General features: G+C 65.6%; 21 protein-coding genes and 1 pseudogene. 9 read left to right on the forward strand and 13 right to left on the reverse strand.

Going from position 1 to position 18,803, the window contains the following annotated elements:
• Positions 1–95: 95 nt before the first annotated feature.
• Positions 96–854 (forward strand): hypothetical protein, encoded by a 759-nt coding sequence (locus ASF16_RS18680; protein ID WP_056170881.1) that lies wholly within the window; start codon positions 96–98, stop codon positions 852–854.
• A gap of 19 nt (positions 855–873) precedes the next feature.
• Here the strand turns inward: ASF16_RS18680 and ASF16_RS18685 are convergent, their stop codons facing one another.
• Positions 874–1,635 (reverse strand): nucleotidyltransferase family protein, encoded by a 762-nt coding sequence (locus ASF16_RS18685; protein WP_156372154.1) that lies wholly within the window; start codon positions 1,633–1,635, stop codon positions 874–876.
• A gap of 5 nt (positions 1,636–1,640) precedes the next feature.
• Complete coding sequence (locus ASF16_RS18690; RefSeq protein WP_056170887.1) at positions 1,641–2,030, reverse strand: S-adenosylmethionine decarboxylase family protein; 390 nt, start codon at positions 2,028–2,030, stop codon at positions 1,641–1,643.
• Between the two features lie 143 nt (positions 2,031–2,173).
• Here ASF16_RS18690 and tkt point away from each other — a divergent pair, with 143 nt between their 5' ends.
• The 3 genes from tkt to ASF16_RS18705 all read left to right on the forward strand — a co-directional run bounded on the left by tkt (position 2,174) and on the right by ASF16_RS18705 (position 5,973).
• Positions 2,174–4,258, forward strand: a complete 2,085-nt coding sequence (gene tkt / locus ASF16_RS18695) for a transketolase (RefSeq protein ID WP_056170888.1) — start codon at positions 2,174–2,176, stop codon at positions 4,256–4,258.
• A 93-nt stretch (positions 4,259–4,351) separates the two neighbouring features.
• Complete coding sequence (gene gap / locus ASF16_RS18700; protein WP_056170891.1) at positions 4,352–5,350, forward strand: type I glyceraldehyde-3-phosphate dehydrogenase; 999 nt, start codon at positions 4,352–4,354, stop codon at positions 5,348–5,350.
• Positions 5,351–5,502: 152 nt separating this feature from the next.
• Positions 5,503–5,973: a hypothetical protein gene (locus ASF16_RS18705; RefSeq protein WP_056170894.1), complete on the forward strand. Its 471-nt coding sequence runs from the start codon at positions 5,503–5,505 to the stop codon at positions 5,971–5,973.
• Here the strand turns inward: ASF16_RS18705 and ASF16_RS18710 are convergent.
• Entirely contained in the window at positions 5,945–7,132 is a 1,188-nt protein-coding gene (locus tag ASF16_RS18710) for a mechanosensitive ion channel family protein (protein ID WP_082517028.1), read from the reverse strand. The two genes, ASF16_RS18705 and ASF16_RS18710, sit on opposite strands and share 29 nt — an antisense overlap.
• Positions 7,133–7,860: 728 nt before the next feature.
• Here ASF16_RS18710 and ASF16_RS18715 point away from each other — a divergent pair.
• A complete protein-coding gene (locus tag ASF16_RS18715) occupies positions 7,861–8,238 on the forward strand; it encodes a DUF4398 domain-containing protein (protein ID WP_056170897.1) in 378 nt (125 codons plus the stop codon).
• Between the two features lie 71 nt (positions 8,239–8,309).
• Complete coding sequence (locus tag ASF16_RS18720; protein WP_056170900.1) at positions 8,310–9,230, forward strand: OmpA family protein; 921 nt, start codon at positions 8,310–8,312, stop codon at positions 9,228–9,230.
• A gap of 105 nt (positions 9,231–9,335) precedes the next feature.
• Here ASF16_RS18720 and ASF16_RS25590 read toward each other — a convergent pair whose 3' ends face one another.
• From ASF16_RS25590 to ASF16_RS18740, 4 genes are all read right to left on the reverse strand, one after another.
• Positions 9,336–9,821, reverse strand: a complete 486-nt coding sequence (locus ASF16_RS25590; RefSeq protein ID WP_162241090.1) for a DUF4279 domain-containing protein — start codon at positions 9,819–9,821, stop codon at positions 9,336–9,338.
• A 78-nt stretch (positions 9,822–9,899) separates the two neighbouring features.
• Complete coding sequence (locus ASF16_RS18730) at positions 9,900–10,919, reverse strand: aldo/keto reductase (protein ID WP_056170907.1); 1,020 nt, start codon at positions 10,917–10,919, stop codon at positions 9,900–9,902.
• A 57-nt stretch (positions 10,920–10,976) separates the two neighbouring features.
• Entirely contained in the window at positions 10,977–11,360 is a 384-nt protein-coding gene (locus ASF16_RS18735) for an iron chaperone (RefSeq protein ID WP_056170909.1), read from the reverse strand.
• Between the two features lie 73 nt (positions 11,361–11,433).
• The gene (locus ASF16_RS18740; protein ID WP_056171675.1) at positions 11,434–12,066 is read right to left on the reverse strand and encodes a YdeI family protein; all 633 of its coding nucleotides are present in this window, start codon (positions 12,064–12,066) and stop codon (positions 11,434–11,436) included.
• Between the two features lie 201 nt (positions 12,067–12,267).
• Here ASF16_RS18740 and ASF16_RS18745 point away from each other — a divergent pair, with 201 nt between their 5' ends.
• Positions 12,268–12,702, forward strand: a complete 435-nt coding sequence (locus tag ASF16_RS18745) for a hypothetical protein (protein WP_056170912.1) — start codon at positions 12,268–12,270, stop codon at positions 12,700–12,702.
• Here the strand turns inward: ASF16_RS18745 and ASF16_RS18750 are convergent.
• Positions 12,699–13,727, reverse strand: coding sequence for a GNAT family N-acetyltransferase (locus ASF16_RS18750; RefSeq protein ID WP_056170914.1), 1,029 nt, complete (start codon positions 13,725–13,727; stop codon positions 12,699–12,701). The genes ASF16_RS18745 and ASF16_RS18750 overlap by 4 nt on opposite strands.
• A 156-nt stretch (positions 13,728–13,883) precedes the next feature.
• On the opposite strand from ASF16_RS18750, the gene ASF16_RS18755 reads away from it, so the two are divergent.
• Together ASF16_RS18755 and map are read left to right on the forward strand one after the other, a co-directional pair.
• Positions 13,884–14,138, forward strand: coding sequence for a ParD-like family protein (locus ASF16_RS18755; RefSeq protein WP_056170917.1), 255 nt, complete (start codon positions 13,884–13,886; stop codon positions 14,136–14,138).
• Positions 14,138–14,929, forward strand: coding sequence for a type I methionyl aminopeptidase (gene map, locus ASF16_RS18760; RefSeq protein WP_056170918.1), 792 nt, complete (start codon positions 14,138–14,140; stop codon positions 14,927–14,929). The genes ASF16_RS18755 and map overlap by 1 nt, the downstream gene beginning before the upstream one ends.
• 232 nt (positions 14,930–15,161) lie before the next feature.
• Here map and ASF16_RS27010 read toward each other — a convergent pair whose 3' ends face one another.
• The 5 genes and pseudogenes from ASF16_RS27010 to ligA all read right to left on the reverse strand — a co-directional run bounded on the left by ASF16_RS27010 (position 15,162) and on the right by ligA (position 18,795).
• Positions 15,162–15,761 (reverse strand): PDDEXK nuclease domain-containing protein, encoded by a 600-nt coding sequence (locus tag ASF16_RS27010; RefSeq protein ID WP_255354975.1) that lies wholly within the window; start codon positions 15,759–15,761, stop codon positions 15,162–15,164.
• Positions 15,750–16,211, reverse strand: a pseudogene (locus ASF16_RS27015) (DUF1016 N-terminal domain-containing protein); the annotation flags it as partial. The pseudogene ASF16_RS27015 and the gene ASF16_RS27010, both read right to left, overlap by 12 nt.
• Before the next feature lie 311 nt (positions 16,212–16,522).
• Positions 16,523–17,473: a Gfo/Idh/MocA family oxidoreductase gene (locus ASF16_RS18770; protein ID WP_056170923.1), complete on the reverse strand. Its 951-nt coding sequence runs from the start codon at positions 17,471–17,473 to the stop codon at positions 16,523–16,525.
• A 16-nt stretch (positions 17,474–17,489) separates the two neighbouring features.
• On the reverse strand, positions 17,490–18,347 hold the full coding sequence (locus ASF16_RS18775) for a class III extradiol dioxygenase subunit beta (RefSeq protein ID WP_056170926.1): 858 nt from the start codon (positions 18,345–18,347) through the stop codon (positions 17,490–17,492).
• A 1-nt stretch (position 18,348) separates the two neighbouring features.
• Positions 18,349–18,795: a protocatechuate 4,5-dioxygenase subunit alpha gene (gene ligA / locus ASF16_RS18780; protein ID WP_056170929.1), complete on the reverse strand. Its 447-nt coding sequence runs from the start codon at positions 18,793–18,795 to the stop codon at positions 18,349–18,351.
• Positions 18,796–18,803 lie beyond the last annotated feature (8 nt).

Genomic DNA, 18,803 nt, shown 5'->3' on the forward strand with positions numbered 1-18,803 from the left:
GCCCGCGGCTCATGGCAGACTCGACGCCTCACGATGCGCCGCCGCCCCGGGCGATGGTCTCGAAGGCGCCCTGCTCTGCCACTTTCCCTGCAACCATGCTCAACCTGCTCAATGCCCTGCTGCACCTCATCGTGGCCGTCCTGCTGCCGCTGCTCGGCCTGCTGCTGACGAGTGCGCTGCTGATCTATGCGATGTATGTGCGCTGGGTCGACATCCCGAACAAGTGGCTGCTCACCCGCCGGGGCCTGGTGATCGCCTGCGCGGTGGCGGCAGCCTGCAACCTGCTGCTGATAGCACAGCTCTTCCTGTCGCACAGCGCCAAGCAGGCGCGGCAGGATGGCGCGGTGGTGCGTGCGAGCCGGGAGAAGTTTGTGCTGCCGCAGGACTTTCAGTACGGCGAACTGCTGATCCCTGCGGGCAGCCTCATCAACCGCAACGACCCGTTCGACAAGGGCGCGCCGGGCCGTCCTTTGGCGCTCTACGGGCTGGAGGCCGTGCGGTTCGCGGAACCGGTGCAGGTGGCCTCCGTCTGGGCCAGCGCGCTGCAGGTGGTGCCGATGCGCGTGGAGCTGGCCCAGGACCAGCAGATCGGGCCGCTGTACCGGTACGACAACGCGAGCCAGGCATGGGTGCCCCACAAGCTCATTCCGGCCATGGCGTGCAAGAAGGGCCAACTGGCCCTTTTCCAGGTGCCGCACATCCCCTACGACGTGCAGGCGGAGGTGGGCAAGCCCGCGCCCGACGGCCCGGATGCGCGCTTCATGCCCAGCCAGTGGCTGTTTCGCGGGTGTGAAAATGGCCCTGCCATTGCGGTGCAGCCTGCCTACTCCGGCCCCGCCACGGCCACGCAGTGACCGCGCCTGCGCCGCCGCGTCAGCGGTTGAGCTCTGCCAGCCGCTCGGGCGTGCCCACGTCGGTCCAGCGGCCGGTGTAGATCTCTGCGCTGACACGGCCCTGGTCCATGGCGCGGCGCAGCAGCGGGGCCAGCGGCGCCTGAATGCCGTGCGGGTTGCCGGCCGGAATGTCGCACCAGGGCTCGGCGAACAGCTCTGCACGCAGCAGGGCGATGGTGCTGTAGGTGTAGCGGGGGGCTGGGTCGCCGGGTGCGAGGTTCAACGCCAGCCCCTCTGGCGACAAGCCGAAGTCGCCGCGCGGGTTGTGCGCCGGGTTGGGCACCAGCCACAGGTGGGCCAGGCGGTCGCTGGCGGCAAAAGCCTGCACCGCGGCGCTGTCGAACACGAAGTCGGGCGCAAACACATCGCCCGCCGCCAGCCAGAACACGGGGCCCAGCTGGGGTAGCGCGCGGGCGATGCCGCCGGCGGTTTCAAGCGCCCCGCCAAAGTCCACACCCTCGTGGGAGTATGAAATTGATAGCTGCTCGCGTTTGTCTATCAAGCGGTGGAGGCCAAAAACATCTGCAAACCGCTCGCTGATCTGCGACCCGAGCCAGGCGGTGTTGATGACAGCCCGCTGCACGCCCGCATCCTGCAACGCCTGCAGGTGCCACTCCAGCAGCGGCAGCCCCTGCACCGCGAGCAGCGGCTTGGGGGTGCTGTCGGTCAGCGGGCGCATGCGCTCGCCGCGGCCGGCGGCGAGCAGCAGCGCCGGGACCTGGGTAGGGATGGCAGGGTTCATCGCGCTCATGCCGCCAGCTCCGGCACGGCGCCCCGCTGCAGCGCATGGCGCTGCACCGAAGACGGCTCGAACAAGGCCAGCAGTGCATCCATCAGCGACCGTGCCTTGTCCGAATGGTCGGCGCCGAAATTGCACACGTAGACATCGAGCGTGACGGCGCGCTGCTCGGGCCAGGTGTGCACGCACAGGTGCGACTCCGCTAGCAAAATAGTAGCTGTCACCCCGCCCGGGCCGTGCGCTGTGGCAGGGAATTCATGAAACACCTGGCCCACGGGTTGCAGCCCGGCGTGGCGCACGGCGTCGGCGCAGGCCTGGCCCAGCGCGGCGGCGTCCAGCAGCCACACGGGGGCGCAGCGGCAGTCTCGGAGATCGGCGGTGAGGTGCAGTCCTTGCATGGCCCGCACTGTAGTGCATCGCAGTGCCGGCGCCGCTTCGCCAAGGGTTCGACCCTGCCGGTTCGGGCGCGGGAAAGCAGGGCCGGTAAAATGCCGGGTTTCCCCCTGAAATCCCACCCCTCCCACCCGAACCCGCACACCCCATGGCCCATACCCCGCAGCAATCCCAACAGATGGCAAATGCAATCCGCGCATTGGCCATGGACGCAGTTCAACAAGCCAACTCCGGCCACCCCGGCGCCCCCATGGGCATGGCCGACATGGCGGCGGCACTGTGGGGCCGCCACCTCAAGCACAACCCCGCCAACCCCCAGTGGTTCGACCGCGACCGCTTCGTGCTCTCCAACGGCCACGGCTCGATGCTGCTGTACGCGCTGCTGCACCTCACCGGCTACGACCTGCCGATCGAAGAACTCAAGAACTTCCGCCAGCTGCACAGCAAGACCCCTGGCCACCCCGAAGTGGGCTACACCGCCGGCGTCGAGACCACCACCGGCCCGCTGGGCCAGGGCATCACCAACGCCGTGGGCTTTGCGCTGGCTGAAAAGCTGCTGGCCAGCGAGTTCAACCGCGAAGGCCACGCGGTGGTGGACCACAACACCTACGTGTTCCTGGGCGACGGCTGCCTGATGGAAGGCATCAGCCACGAGGCCGTGTCCCTGGCCGGCGCCTGGAAACTCAACAAGCTGATCGCCCTGTACGACGACAACGGCATCAGCATCGACGGCCAGGTCGCCCCCTGGTTTGCCGACAACACCCCCTTGCGCTTTGTGGCCAGCGGCTGGAACGTGATCGGCCCCATCGACGGCCACGACGCCGACAAGGTGGCCGCCGCGATTGCCGAGGCCAAGAAGCAGACCGAGCGCCCCACCCTCATCGTGTGCAAGACGCACATTGGCAAGGGCAGCCCCAACCGCGCCAACACCGCCAAGGCCCACGGCGAGCCGCTGGGCGCCGAAGAAATCAAGCTCACGCGCGAAGCCTTGGGCTGGAGCAGCGAGCCCTTCGTCGTGCCGCAAGACGTGTACGCCGACTGGGACGGCAAGGCCAACGGCCAGAACGTCGAAGCCGAATGGAACGAGCGCTTTGCCGCGTACACCGCCGCCTTCCCCGAGCTGTCGGCAGAACTGACGCGCCGCATGGAGGGCAACCTGCCCGCCAACTTCGCACAAGTGGCTGTGGACACCGTGGTCGCCGCCCACACCAAGGGCGAAACCGTGGCCAGCCGCAAGGCCAGCCAACTGGCGCTGGAAGCCTTCACCGCGGCCCTGCCCGAGCTGCTGGGCGGCAGCGCCGACCTGACCGGCTCCAACCTCACCAACACCAAGAGCACGCCCAACCTGCGCTTTGACATGCAGGGCAACGTGGTGCAGACCGAAGTCGAAGGCGGCCAAAAAATCGGCGGCCGCCACATCAACTACGGCGTGCGCGAATTCGGCATGGCCGCGATCATGAACGGCATCGCGCTGCACGGCGGCTTCATCCCCTACGGCGGCACGTTCCTGACCTTCAGCGACTACAGCCGCAACGCCATTCGCATGGCTGCGCTGATGAAGCAGCGCGTGATCCACGTGTTCACGCATGACTCCATCGGCCTGGGCGAAGACGGCCCCACCCACCAGTCCATCGAACACGCCGCCAGCCTGCGTCTGATCCCCAACCTCGATGTGTGGCGCCCCGGTGACACGGCCGAAACCGCCGTGGCCTGGAGCGTGGCCCTGTCCAACCGCAACAAGCCCACCGCCCTGCTGCTGTCGCGCCAGAACCTGCCCTACGCCCCCAAGCGCGACCTGGGCGACATCAGCCGCGGCGCGTACGTGCTGTCCGAGCCCGCCGACGTGGGCCTGAACAAGAAGGCCGTGGCTGTGATCATCGCCACCGGCTCCGAAGTGCAGCTGGCCCTGAAGGCCCAGCGCCTGCTGGCCGACAAGAAAGTTGCGGTGCGCGTGGTCTCCATGCCCAGCTCGACCACGTTCGACCGCGAAGACGCCAAGTACAAGAGCAGCGTGCTGCCCGCCGGCGTGCCCCGCGTGGCGGTGGAAATGGGCGTGACCGACGGCTGGTGGAAGTACGGCTGCGCCGCCGTGGTCGGTATCGACACTTATGGCGAATCGGCTCCCGCGCCCGTGCTGTTCAAGCACTTCGGCTTTACCGAAGAGAACGTCGCCGACGCCGTACTGGTTGCCATCGGCGCCGCACGGCTCAAGCCCGCCAAGAAGGCACGCTGACCCGTCCAGCCCGCCGCGCGCCCTGCCGCCGGCGGGCGCGTTGCGGCAGATTCCTGATTTTTCGACTTTGCAACCTTGGAGAGATGACAAGCTATGACGATCAAGATTGGTATCAACGGCTTCGGCCGCATCGGCCGCAACGTGCTGCGCTCCGCCGTCCAGAACTTCAGCGACATCGAAGTCGTGGGCATCAACGACCTGCTGGAGCCTGACTACCTGGCGTACATGCTGCAGTACGACTCGGTGCACGGCCGCTTCCAGGGCACCGTGTCGGTCGAGGGCAATACCCTGATCGTCAACGGCAAGAAGATCCGCCTGACGCAAGAGCGCGACCCCGCCAACCTGAAGTGGAACGAAGTCGGCGCCGATGTGGTGATCGAATCCACCGGCCTGTTCCTGGACAAGGTCACCGCGCAAAAGCACATCGATGCCGGCGCCAAGAAGGTCATCCTGTCGGCTCCGTCCAAGGACGACACGCCCATGTTCGTGTTCGGCGTGAACCACGACACCTACGCTGGCCAGGCCATCGTGTCCAACGCATCGTGCACCACCAACTGCCTGGCCCCCGTGGCCAAGGTGCTCAACGACAAGTGGGGCATCAAGCGCGGCCTGATGACGACGGTGCACGCTGCCACCGCCACGCAAAAGACCGTGGACGGCCCGTCCAACAAAGACTGGCGCGGCGGCCGCGGCATTCTGGAAAACATCATCCCTTCGAGCACCGGCGCTGCCAAGGCTGTGGGCGTGGTGATTCCGGCGCTGAACAAGAAACTGACCGGCATGTCCTTCCGCGTGCCCACCTCCGACGTGTCGGTGGTCGACCTGACGGTGGAGCTGGAAAACGCCGCCACGTATGATGAGATCAAGGCCGAGATGAAGGCACAGTCCGAAGGCGCTCTGAAGGGCGTGCTGGGCTATACCGAAGACAAGGTGGTGGCCACCGACTTCCGTGGCGACACCCGCACGTCGATCTTCGACGCGGACGCCGGCATTGCGCTGGATGGCACCTTCGTGAAGATCGTGTCTTGGTACGACAATGAGTGGGGCTACTCGAACAAGTGCCTGGAGATGGTGCGCGTCGTCGCCAAGTGATGATGAAGTGATGGATGATCAGTGGTCCGTCACCAGTGATGGACACAGGATTTAGAAAGAAGCGATAAGTCTGCAACTACCCGTTCAGGCCGGCTGTCCGCAAGGGTCGCCGGCCTTTTTTTTTGACACCCTGCAGCTGCTCGTGCCCCGTAATGAATGACCAAATACCGAACCCACCAGCATGGGTGAAGGGCCTCGTTCTCGCGGGCCTGATCCTCCCGCCGACCGCCCTGCTGGGCCTGTGGATGCTGTTCGAAGTCGGCGATGTCAGGCCCGGATGGCCGCTGTACTACATCGGCGTGCCTCAAAGCATCCGCGATGCCACGCCCACCTTTGCAGAATGCCGCCCAGCGCGCTTTCACTGGAAGGGGCGCGATGGCGAAGGCGTGCCGTATGTCGCCATGGACTACGGCAGCTACATGAATCCCGATGTGGCGTTGCTGAAACACGCTGCCGCCATGGCGCCCCTGGCTTGTAGCGGCGACCGGGCCCAGGTTTCGGGCGCCGGGACTCACTTTCGCCACATGCGCTGCGAGCACGCCGATGTGTGGAGCGCCGACATCAGCGTGGAAGAACGCGGCCCCTGCCGTGAGGTCAAGGTTGGCTTTGTGTTGAACGACTGAGGTCTTCACCCGCGACCGCCTGTTTCACCGGGTCTGCTTCTTCCACCGGCTGGCCTCCTGCTGCCGTTCTGGCCGCTGCAGCAGGCCGGTCTCTCGCAATGTGGACCGTGCTCGTCGGGAACGCAAACTCCACCCCCATGGCCTTGAACTCGCGCATCAGCGCCAGATTGACGGATTGCTGCAAATCCATGTAGAGATTGAAGGCCGGGTCTTGCACGATGTAGACGACTTCATAGTCGAGCGAACTCTCGCCGAACGACTTGAAATGCGCCCGGTCCAGGCGCAGCTCCGGGTGCGCTTCGATGAGCCTGCGCACCACGCCGGGGATGGCCTCGGCCTGCTCAGGGGTGGTGGCGTACGACACGCCGAATTGGAAGACGATGCGCCGCTTCTCCAGCATGCGGTAGTTGCTGATGGTCTGCTTGAGCAGATCGGTGTTGGACATCACGATCTGCTCGCCCTGCAAGCTGCGGATGCGCGTGGTCTTGAGGCCGATGACCTGCACCGTGCCCGACACGTTGCCCACCACGATGAAGTCGCCCACCTCGAAGGGCTTGTCGACCGCGATGGCCAGCGACGCGAACAGATCGCCCAGAATGTTCTGCACCGCAAGCGCCACCGCAATGCCGCCCACGCCCAGGCTGGCGATGAAGGCGGTGATATTGACCCCGACGTTGGACAGGATGGCCAGCAGCACCACGCTCCACAGCAGCGTGCGCAGGCCCCAGGACAGCAGCGTGGCCGAGGCGCTGACCTGCGTCATGCCGCTGGAGCTGTGCCGCTGCACGTAGCGGCCCACGCCAAGGCCGATGGCGCGCATGCCCCACAGCCCCATCTGCAGGGCCACGGCCACGAACCACAGCTGGCTCAACCGCGTTTCCCAGCGCGGGGGCAGGTCCAGGAAGTTGGCCCCCACCAGCACCGCGACCAGCAACACCAGCAGCCGGCTGGTGCCGGCCAGCACGTCGGCTGCTGTGTGCGCGGTGGCGCTACCTGAGCGGCTGGCCCAGCTGCGGGCGCGCCGAGTGAGCAGGTGCAGCACCACCATGATCGCAAAGTAGGTGGTGACGGCTGCGGCCAGTGCCAGCAGCAGGCTCCACAACGGAATGCCGATGACGGTGGTCTCGCGGACCCAGGTCATGAAGGGGAAATCTTGCATGCTCAACGCTGCTCCTTGCATTGGATCGGCACAGGGCCCGCGCTGCACGCGCTGCACCCGGCCGATGTTCACGAAAAGCGAAGAGCGCCCGCTACTGCCAGCGCGACGACCACGCCGCACATGGCGCCAGCGCAGGCTGGCACAGCCGATCTACCGGATGGCCAGCAAGCAAAAACCCAGGCGCAGCCACAAGGTGCTGGCGTGCAGAACAAGCCCGTTTGACAAGCCGCTTCAACAATCTTTGGAGCCTGCTTGCAAGGCTTTGAGCGTGGTCCGCACACGCTTGCGTGTGGGCACGTCGCTGGTCGCCCGCACAGCACCACACTACACACGCTGCACTGCGGGCCCTCGCAGTTGCGCCGGTAACAACCCACCGCTGCGTTCACGCAATACGCCGAGGCACCCCGAGCATCACGGGCCCTTTCGCTGCCAAGTACCTAGCGTGCCACGTTGATGTCCGCAGAGCCGTAGGACTCAGCCGCGCACACCTGCTCCGCCCTCTAATGCAAAGCTGCCAATGCAAGAGCGAATGCAATTGCAAGAGTTCGTAAGACTTCGCCCACAGGAATACAGAGGCAGTACCTACGCCCCCTCCACGGTCCGCCGCCAACAATGCATACACACCAGGGCCACCCCTGGTCTCCGGTGCCAGCACCGCACAACGTGCCCTCGCGGCACAGCCGCTGGCCACCGTCACTACACCACTTTCAGCAGGAGTTCACTACACCATGCACTCGACCGCACTCATCCGAACCACCGCTGCAGCCCTTGCGCTGGGCACCCTGGCGGCATGCTCTTCCACCCCCGCGCCCACCGAGCAGATGGCCGTGACCCGCACCACGGTGAACCGCGTTGCGGCTGCACCCGCAACGGCCGCCAATGCACCGGTCGACCTGCAGCGCGCGCAGGAAAAGCTCATCCAGGCCGAGAAGTCGATGACCCAGGGCGACTACAAGAACGCCCGCCGCCTGGCAGCCGAAGCCGAGGTCGATGCCCGCGTGGCCGAGACCCGTGCCGATGCGGCCCGCAACGCCACCAACCTGGCCCAGGTGCAGGACAGCATCCGTGCGCTGCAGGAAGAAATCAACCGCCGGTCTCCGCGCTGAGCGCTGTCGCACCCTCTGCGCCGCGCCTCACCTACTGACCGCCTGAACGACATTTGAAGGGACATCCCACCATGCGCCAATTGATCCACCGTACCACCGCCCTGTGCTCCAGCCTGATCGCCGTGGGCCTGCTCGCCGCCTGCGCTAGCACCGCCCCCCTGCCCGCCCTGGAACAAGCCCGCTCTGCCGTCACCGCCGCGGCGGGCGACCCTACCGTGAACCAGTACGCCGCTGTGGAGCTCAAGCAAGCCACCGACGCCCTGGCCCGCGCCGACCGTGAATGGGCCGACGACCACGACGAATCGGAAACCAACCACCTGGCATACATCGCCCGCCAGCGCGCCGAGATCGCGACCAACACGGCCCGCGCACGCCAGCTCGATGCCAACATCCAGCAAGCCGGCAGCGAGGCCGACCGCATCCGCCTGCAGGCCCGCACCCAGGAGGCCGACCAGGCCCGCCTGCGCGCCCAGCAGGCCCAGGCCCAGGCCATGAGCGCCGAGCAACGCGCCGCCCAGCAGCAGGCCAACGCCACCGCTGCCATGGCCCAGGCCAACGCCGCCCAGGACCGCGTGCGTGCGCTGGAAGCCCAGTTGCGCGACATGGAAGCGCAGCAAACCGAGCGCGGCCTGCTGGTCACGCTGGGCGACGTGCTGTTCGCCTTCAACAAGGCCGAGCTGTCGCCCCAGGCCGCACCGCGCCTGGAAAAGCTCGCCAACTTCCTCAAGCAGTTCCCGGACCGCAAGCTGCTGATCGAGGGCTATACCGACAGCGTGGGCTCCGACAGCTACAACCAGGACCTGTCCGACCGCCGCGCGCAGGCCGTGCGCGACGCGCTGGTGGTGCGCGGTGTTGACACCAGCCGCATCACCGCCCGCGGCTACGGCAAGGTCTACCCGGTGGCGGACAACGCATCGCCGGAAGGCCGCGCCATGAACCGGCGCGTGGAGATCGTGATTGCGGATGACAAGGGGAATCTGCGCGGCCGTTGAGTCTTGCGATGAACCCACAAAAAGGCCCTGGAGCTTCATTGCTCCAGGGCCTTTTCTTTTCAGTGCAAGTAAACGCAGCCAGTCAATCGAGCGCGAGCCCAGCTTCTATACGCAGGTGAAGTTGAATGAAACGCCCACGCCCAGGTTCATGAGAAGACGCAACGGCTCATTCTTCACGGTGAAGTACGGGTAGGGGCTTTCCGAGAAGCATCCAAGAACGATGTCAGTGCTCGTGGACTGGAGAATGACCTCTCGAAAGTAATCTTGGTGGGGAGCGATGGTGTCCCAAAGCCATTGGACATGCTCATCCAGAGAGGCATCGCCACCCAACGGCGATGCCAGCAGCCACACGTCCTCGGACCACAGTTTCTCCGCTGCCCGTAGTTCGCCCTTGCGAGTCGTACGAGTGGGCAGGATTCCCGTCTTCAATGAAACGATGTCGTGGAGCAGACCAACACCAGCAATCCGCAGCGATGCATCAAAGCTGTAGAAACGAGGCCTGCCTCGATAGGCAGGATTGCCATTGATCTTTTTCTGCCGACGCCGGCCGCGCTCCAAGCGGCGTCGAACCGAAGTAGTGATACGTGCCATCTTTGTTTCTCTCTGATGCTGTCGCATGGGTGGCATCGCTGCATATTGAGATCATGACCACAGGTAGCGCTTCTGCGACTACCCCCCGCGACCCTCAAACGTCTCGGTATCTACCTCACCCGCACTCTGCGCGCTGTACCGCGGCCCCACCACTGTGCGCTCATTGATCAGCGCATCGAGCCGCGCGATCACCGCCGCATCAAGCTGCACGCCAGCAGCACCCACATCGTCCAGCAGGTGCTCCACGCTCGTCGTCCCGGGGATGGGGATGATGTGATCGCCACGGTGCAGCAACCACGCCAGCGCCAGCTGCGCCGGGGTGCAGCCGACCTCGCGCGCGATGTCTCGGTAGCCGCCTAGCAGTTGCAAGTTGGCCGCGTACGCATCGGGTGCAAAACGCGGCATGGCGCGGCGGATGTCCTTGGCGTCGAGGGTGCTGACGTCCGTGAGGTCGCCGCACAGAAAGCCCCGCGCCACGGGGCTGAAGGCGACGAAGGCGGTGCCCAGGTCGCGGCAGGCGTCGAGCACCGCGATCTCGGGGTTGCGGGTCCACAGCGAATACTCGGTCTGCACCGCAGCGATGGGGTGCACGGCGTGCGCGCGGCGCAGGGTGGCGGCGGACACCTCCGACAGGCCGATGCTGCGGATCTTGCCCGCGCGCACCAGGTCGGCCAATGCGCCCACGCTGTCTTCGATGGGCACCTTCTTGTCCCAGCGGTGCAGGTAGTACAGGTCGATCACGTCGGTCTGCAGGCGGCGCAGGCTGTCCTCGCAGGTCTGGCGCAGCGTGGCGGGGCGGCCGTCGATCACGCGCACCAGCTTGCCGTCGCCGGCCACGTCCACGCCCTGCATGCCGCATTTGCTCGCCAGGGTGAAGCGGCTGCGGTGGCTGTTCATCACGCGGCCCACCAGTGTTTCGTTGGCGCCGAAGCCATACAGCGTGGCGGTGTCGAACAGCGTCACGCCGGCATCCAGCGCGGCCAGCAGCACGCGCTCGCCCTGCTCGGCCGACACCGGCGCGCCGTAGGCGTGCGAGAGGTTCATGCAGCCCAGGCCGATGGCCGAGACGGAGAAAGGTCCAAGGTTTCTTTGTTGCATGGCGCAAGCTTAACGCCATGCATCCTCACACCAAGGGTCACCCGGGGCGCTGCGGGTTCACTCCCAGAAGCTGTCGGTAATGCGTGCCTGCACGCGCTGCACGCTGTACTGCGCGATCTGCCGCAGCAGCGCTTCCGGAAGGGGCTGGTCATACGGCAGCACGATGGTGCCTTGGGTGGTCTTCACCGCCTTGAGCTCCGCCTCGAAATGCGCCATGGCAGACGCGGGCGGTGCAAAGCTGGCGTGCGCCTTGTGCGCGGAGAAGCCGTACACAAACCGGGGCTCGATGAAGAACGGCGTGTTCCATTTGATGGCCTCTTGCGCATCGGGCGCGGCATGTTGAAGCAGCGTGTAGAGCGATTGCAATAGAGGCCGGCCCGCGGCAGGCGCCTGGTCGATGTAGTCGGCAATGCTGCGGTAGCGGGGTGCGGGTGCCGTCATGGTGAAAAGCTTTCCAAAAAAATGCTGGGGCGTTGTGCGTTGCAGCCATCGGCAGTTTTTGCACAGACGGACTTCAAGCCTTGGCAGCTGCCGCAGCGGCCCGCCCCTTCCACAGGTCGATCCGCTCGCCCGCCTGCGACGCCGTCAGCAGTTGGGCAAACCGCGCAGCGCGGGTCTCTGGCCGCTTGGCCGACGTCACCCAGTGCAGCATCGACTTGCGGTACCCCGCGGGCGCGGCCTCGAAGAACTGCCAGGCCTTCTTGTGGCGTTTGAACTCGCGCAATTGCGGCGCGGGCAGCTCGGCGGCTGCAGCCTGCTCGTGCGAATAGATGGAGGACTTGTGGGCCTGGCGATGGCTGAAGGCCGCCAGACCTGCAGGCGTCATGCGGCCAGCGGCTTGCAGCTGTTCCATCTTCGCGATGTTGACCGCACTCCAGATGGACGACGGCTTGCGCGGCGTGAAGCGGATGGAATAGGTGAGCTCGTCGATGCGCCGGCGCACACCGTCGATCCAGCCGAAACACAGCGCCTCGTCCACCGATTCGGACCAGGTCATGCACGGGCGGCCGGTGCCGACCTTGTGAAAACCCACCAGCAGCTCGGCAGACTGCGCGGCATGCGTTTGCAGCCATTGGCGAAAGGCGGCGGCCGTGGCGAAGAAGGTGGGTGCGCAGGGCGGTGGAGCTGGGGCAGCAGGCTTGGGCATGGCGCCACCATTGTTGCCAACATCCACAGGTGTGTACAGCCAGCAGCCTGCGGGCCGCAGTGTGCGGTGCCGCCAAGGGCGGTGGCGGTGGCGGCTGCCAAGCCAGCGCGCCAAAACCTGCCCGGCGAGTCACCGCCAGCGCTACATTACGCGAGCCCACCGGCACCCCCAAAGTCGGCGAATCCGACCAGGAGAAGCGCAATGTCCTCCGCCATCTATCCCGCCTTGTTCTTCACCGTCGCGATGATGGTCAACACGGGCTACTTTTTGCTCGGCGGCCTGCCGCTGCTCATCCTCAAACACGACGAACCGCTGGATGCCCGGTTCGTGCGCGGCTTCTTCAACGTGTACTACCACGCGGCCTTCTGGGTGGCGCTGGGTGCGGCGGTGAGCTATGCGCTGTGGTGCCGGTTTGTGTTTGCCGTGGGGGCTGCGGTGCTGGCCGCCACCGCCACGATTTTGCGCAAGCGCCTTTTGCCGGCGATGCTGCAAGTGGGCAGGCAGATCGAAGCCGGAGATGCCAGTGCGCTGCAGCGGTTTCGGCGGATGCACGCCACGGTGCTGCTGCTCAACCTGGTACAGCTCATGGTCATCGTCTGGGGGCTCATCGTGCTGTCGCAGGCTCTTTCACGCTAGGGTGCCGGGCGGCGCAGCAGGCTTGTTGCCGAGCCTGCCGCGCCCGGCTCCAGCGGCTTGCGGAACACGCAGTTGCGCTGCTCGACGATGAATCCGCAGTCTTCATAGATGCCCTGGGCGCCGTGGGCGTTGGTGCTGTCCACGCCCAGCCCGGACTCGTGCATGCCCGCGTCGGCCTGCGCCCGCAGGCTGCGCGAGATCAGCGCACGCGCCAGGCCCCGGCGGCGCCAGCGCTCGTCCACGCTGATGAATTCCGTCCAGCCGCGCTGGCGTGCGTTGCCCGCATTCCACGTGGTGTCGATGTACGCGCGCACCTGGCCCGCCACTTCGTTCGTGGCCACATCCCAGGCCACCTGCCACAGGTGCGGCTGAAAGACGGTGCTGTCCAGCCAGCGTTCGTAGTCATCGTCGTCCGGCGGCACGGCACCCCAGTGGGACCGGAACGCACGGTGGTGCGCCTCGCGGATGGCGCGGTAATGGTCGGGCTGCACCGCGCGCACTTCCACGCCGGCAGGCAGCGCGAAGTCGGCGATGTCGTTCAGCGTGGGGCGCACCATGGTGAAGAAGTAGCGCTCGGGCCGGTAGCCGGATTTTTCCAGCAGCGCCGCGCGCGCGGTTTCGCCTTGGGTGACGAATGCGTGGTGCGCATGCGGGCCGGGGTGGCCCCGGGCCGCGGCCATGGCGCGCTGCCGCGCCTCCAGCCACGCATGCAGTTGCGTGCCGATGCCGCGCCGGCGCCACGGCGGTGCGACCACGGCGAACTGCCCGTACAGCTGCAGCCCGTCGACCTGCTCCCAGTGCCAGGCGCGCACATAGCCGGCGATGTTGTCTCCCGCCTGCGCGATCCACACGTCGTGCTGCGGCACGCACGCGGTGAATGCGGCATAGTCGCGCGCCACGTCGTCCACGGTGCGGAAGAACCGGGTCTGATCGAGCGCAAAACTGGCGTTGGCGCAGGCGACCATGGCCGGAAAGTCCGAGGGCCCGGCGAAGGGGCGAAAGGTCACGGGAGGCGATGAACCCATGGGTGGCTGATCCTGGTGTTGCGGTGGCGTGCGTGGGCCGCAGAGGCAGCGGCATGGCGGACCGCCCATTGTGGTCAACCCATGCTGTGCGTCACCTTAAGACGTCGCTACACGTTTTATATATAATTCGTATACGTTTTATATAGAGACCAATCCATGGGTATCGTCAAAATTTCCGACCAGATGCACGAGAACCTGCGGGTCGCAGGCACGGCACTGAGCCGCTCCATCAACGCGCAGGCCGAGCACTGGATGCGCGTGGGCATGCTGACCGAGATGCACCCGGAGCTCGACCACCGCGAGATCTGCCAGCTGCTGGTGCGGGCCGAAATGGCGGGCGGCCTGGACATCGCCATGGCCGTGGACGGCCTGCCGGACAAGCCCCGCGCCGTCTCCAACGGGAAGCACTGATGGGGCGCAGCGTTCCCATCAAGTCGGCGGACGAGCTGGCCCTGTCGCGGCGCGCCGCGCAGTTGGCCGCCGAGGTGCTGCACAGGATCGAGCCCCACGTGGTGCCCGGCGTGAGCACCGAGGAACTGGACCGCATCTGCCACGACCACATCGTGAACGTGCAGGGCGCGGTGCCGGCTAACGTGGGTTACCTGGGGTACCCCAAGACCATCCTCACCTCGGTCAACCAGGTGGTCTGCCACGGCATTCCGTCGCACGACAAGATCCTGAAGAAGGGCGACATCGTCAACATCGACGTGGCGGTGATCAAGGACGGCTGGTACGGCGACACCAGCCGCATGTATTTCGTCGGCGCGCCCAGCACGCTCGCCCGGCGCCTGGTGGAGACGACGTACGAAGCCCTGTGCGCGGGCATCCGGCAGGTGCGGCCCGGCGCCACGCTGGGCGACGTCGGCCACGCGATCCAGACCGTGGCGCAGCGCGAGCGCTTCAGCGTGGTGCGCGAGTACTGCGGGCACGGCATCGGGCAGATTTATCACGACGTGCCCAACGTGCTGCACTACGGCCAGCGCGGCACCGGCCTCACGCTGGAGGCCGGCATGGTCTTCACCATCGAGCCCATGCTCAACGCCGGCGGCCGCGAGACCAAGGAGCTGGCCGACGGCTGGACCGTGGTGACCAAGGACCGCTCGCTGTCTGCACAGTGGGAGCATATGGTGGCGGTGACGCCCGAAGGGTACGAAGTGCTCACGGCCTGGCCGGGCGGCACGGGCAGCTACGCGCCGATCTGAACCATCTGATCGACGGCGCGCCTTGCGTCCAGGCGCTGCGCAGGTGGCGTACGTCGGCCAAAAAAGAGCAGCTATTGATTTGATAGCTGCTTGCGCCCGTCAGATGCGCAGCAGGGGCCTTTTGGGGCATGAATATTGAGCGACGACCGTACCAAGAGCGCAATGACCGGCCGGCGGCTCCGTCATGGTTGTTCTTCAATTCGCCCAACTCGCCCAACTCGCCTTTGCCCGCTCATTCATTCCCGCCCCCCAACTCCTCCACGGCCCTGTGCAAGAAAGCCGCCATCTCCTCCGTGCCTGGTAGCTGCACCTGGTAGCGCGACACAAAGAGCTTGTTGCTCATGTCTGCCAACGCGTACTGCACCAGTTCGGTGTTCTTGCGCGTGCACAGCAATATGCCGATGGGCGCCTGGTCGCCCTCGGTCATGTGGTTGTGCTTGTAGTAGCTGACATAGGCGTTCAGCTGCCCCAGGTTTTCGTGTTTGAAGGCATCGTTCTTCAGCTCGATGAGCACATGGCACTTGAGCACACGGTGATAGAAAACCAGATCCACAAAGAAGTGTTCGCCGCCCATCACCACGCGCTTTTGCCGTGCCTCAAAGCAAAAGCCGTGACCCAGTTCCAGCAAAAAAGCTTGCAGCTTGTCGAGTAGCGCATCCTCAAGCTGGCCTTCGGTCACGGTCTCCTGAGGCTTCAGGCCCAGAAATTCAAAGACGTAGGGATCGCGGATGATTTGCTGAGGATCGGCCCGCTCGGCTTTGGCGTGGGCCCGCTGTGACAGGGTCGTCTTTTCGGTGGAGAGGCCGCTGCGCTGGTAGTACAGCGTGCTGATCTGGCGCTTGAGTTCGCGCACCGACCAGTTGCCGCGCAATGCCTCGGTTTCGTAGAAGCTGCGTTGCGCCGGGTCTTCCAGGCCTACCAGCTCCTCGATGTGGCTGTACGACAGGCGGGTGAGCAGCTGCAATGGGTCGCCAGCGCCCGCTTCCGTCCCCCAAAGTGGGGACGCTGTCCCCACTTTTACTTGCGCGTCGGCTGTAGGTGGCTGCAACTCGGCGAATTGTGGGGACAGCGCCCCCACAATGCCTGGATAAAGGCGATAGAAGCGCAAATAGCGGTAGAGCTGGCGCCGGTCGCAGTTGCTGACCTTGCCTTGTGTGAGTTGCTCGGCCAGTTTGTGAAGCAGCTTGTCGCCGTAAGTGGCGCGGTCCGCGCCCTGTAGTTCGTAGTGATGGATGTGCGCACCGATCAGCCAGTTGCGAAACGTCAGGCTGATGTTGACGGCACGTGTCGCCTGCGCGGCTCACTGTGCGTGCACATGACGGATGTCGGCCACCAGAGCCGAAAAGCTGCTGGGCGGTGGTTCGCGCTTGCTGAGACTGCGTTTAGATGCCATAGCCCAGTCCCACCCTGCTTTCGCGAATCTCGGCTTGCGCCGGTGGTCTACCAAGCTTGCCGGGACGTTGTTGTCCACGAATGTTCACGCCATGTTCCAAAAGCCGCCTCCGCAGTGCCCATAAAAAAGCCCACCCCGTTGACCGAATCATTCTATTCGGCGGGGTGGGCGATGGGCCCCATGGCGAGAACCGGGCGGCTCTAGCCGTTGAGCTGCTGCTCCAGCCCGTGCAGGACCTCGTAGCACGCCAGCACGCGGCCCACGCTAGAGTTGGGTTCGCGGCCTTCCTGGATTGCGGCGAAGAACTCGCGGTCCTGCAGCTCGATGCCGTTCATCGACACGTCGACATGGCTCACGTCGATCTTCTCGTCCTTGCCGTTGTACAGGTCGTCGTAGCGCGCCAGGTAGGTGGCGGTGTCGCCGATGTAGCGGAAGTACGTGCCCAGCGGGCCGTCGTTGTTGAACGAGAGCGACAGCGTGCAGATGGCGCCGTTCTCTGCCTTGAGCTGGATGCTCATGTCCATCGCAATGCCCAGCACGGGGTGGATGGGGCCTTGGATGGCGTTGGCTTTGACGATGGGGCTGCCTGCCTGGTAGGCGAACAGGTCCACCGTGTGCGCTGCGTGGTGCCACAGCAGATGGTCCGTCCAACTGCGGGCCTGGCCCAGCGCGTTGGTGTTGGTGCGGCGAAAGAAGTAGGTCTGCACATCCATCTGCTGGATGTTGAATTCGCCCGCCTGGACCTTCTGGTGCACGTACTGGTGGCTGGGGTTGAAGCGGCGCGTGTGGCCGCACATGGCCACCAGGCCTTTGTCCTTTTGCGTGGCGACGACTTCCTGCGCGCCCTTGAGGCTATCTGCCAGCGGGATCTCCACCTGCACGTGCTTGCCGGCCTTCAGGCAGGCGATGCTCTGCTCGGCGTGCATCTGCGTGGGCGTGCACAGGATCACGGCGTCCACCTCCTGGATGGCCAGCGCATCGTTCAGGTCGGTGCTGACGTGCTGGATGCCGTACTTGTCGGCCACTTCCTGGGTCTTGGCCAGGTCGCGGCTGATGAGGGAGATGACTTCGACGCCGTCGATGTTTTTAATGCCGTCCAGATGCTTGATGCCGAAGGCGCCAGCGCCGGCGAGCGCGACTTTGATGGTCATGTCGGGTTCCTTGAAGTTATTGGTTCTCGAGGATCAGATGCCCCACCGCCGTATTGCTGGCGGGCACGTGGAAGAAGCGGTGCGCCACCTTGGGCGCAGGACCGGTGCCGGCCACATCGCTCATGGCGCCCCGGGCGATGAGCCACATCACGAGTTCGATGCCCTCGCTGCCGGCTTCGCGCACGTATTCGATGTGCGGCACCTGGGCCAGCTCGGCGGGCTCGGCGATCAGGCGGTCCAGGAACCGGTTGTCCCAGTCCTTGTTGATCAGGCCGGCGCGCGGGCCCTGCAGCTGGTGGCTCATGCCGCCCGTGCCCCAGATCTGCACGTTGAGGTCTTCATCGAACGACTCGATCGCCTTGCGGATGGCCTTGCCGATCTGAAAGCACCGGTTGCCCGACGGCACGGGGTACTGCACCACGTTGACCGCGAACGGGATGACCTTGCAGGGCCACTGCTCGGGCTGGCCGAACATCAGCGACAGCGGCACGGTGAGGCCGTGGTCCACGTCCATGCGGTTGACGATGGTGAGGTCGAAGTCGTCCTGGATGACCGACTGCGCGATGTGCGCGGCCAGCTCAGGGTGCCCGTACACCGTGGGCACGGGGCGCGGGCCCCAGCCCTCGTCGGCGGGCTGGTAGGACGCGGCCGTGCCGATGGCGAACGTGGGGATCATGTCCAGGCTGAACGCGGTGGCGTGGTCGTTGAAGACCAGGAACACGACGTCGGGCTTGTTGGCCTTCTCCCATGCCTTGGAGAAGTCGTAGCCCTTGAACAGCGGCTGCCAGTAGGGCTCGCCCTGCTTGCCCAGGTCGAGCGCCGCGCCGATGGCGGGCACGTGGGAGGTGTAGACGGATGCGGTGATCTTGGCCATGTCAGTGTCCGGCCGGCTTCTTGCCGGCGGCTCCTTGGGGTTGTCGGTGGGCCTGTGCGTCGCCGTCTTCGCCGACGTAGCGGTTGCCTTCGGCCGAGCGGCCGCCGCCGATCATCATGTTGCGGTATTCGTCTTCCGTCATGCCGGTCATGGAGCCGGCCATCTGCTGGAAGGACCGTCCGTCGGTCGCGCCGATCTTGGCCAGGAAGTAGATGTTGCCGCCCAGCGCGATGCAGCGGTTCAGGTCGCGTGCGAGCACGGCCAGCTTCTGGTCTTCGGTCATGGGCCACTCGTCCAGGTAGCCGCGCTCGTTGGCCAGGAACCGCGCGCGGTTCTCGGCCTTCATGAGCGACATGCAGAACTGGTTCAGGTGGTAGCCCAGGCGCGACTGCTCGGCGTCGAAGATGGTCGTGCCGGGCACGTCCTTGTAGGGTTTGTGCAATGCCATGGTGTGCT

Origin of the sequence: Acidovorax sp. Leaf78, from assembly GCF_001422735.1 — a bacterium.
Lineage (GTDB): Bacteria > Pseudomonadota > Gammaproteobacteria > Burkholderiales > Burkholderiaceae_C > Acidovorax.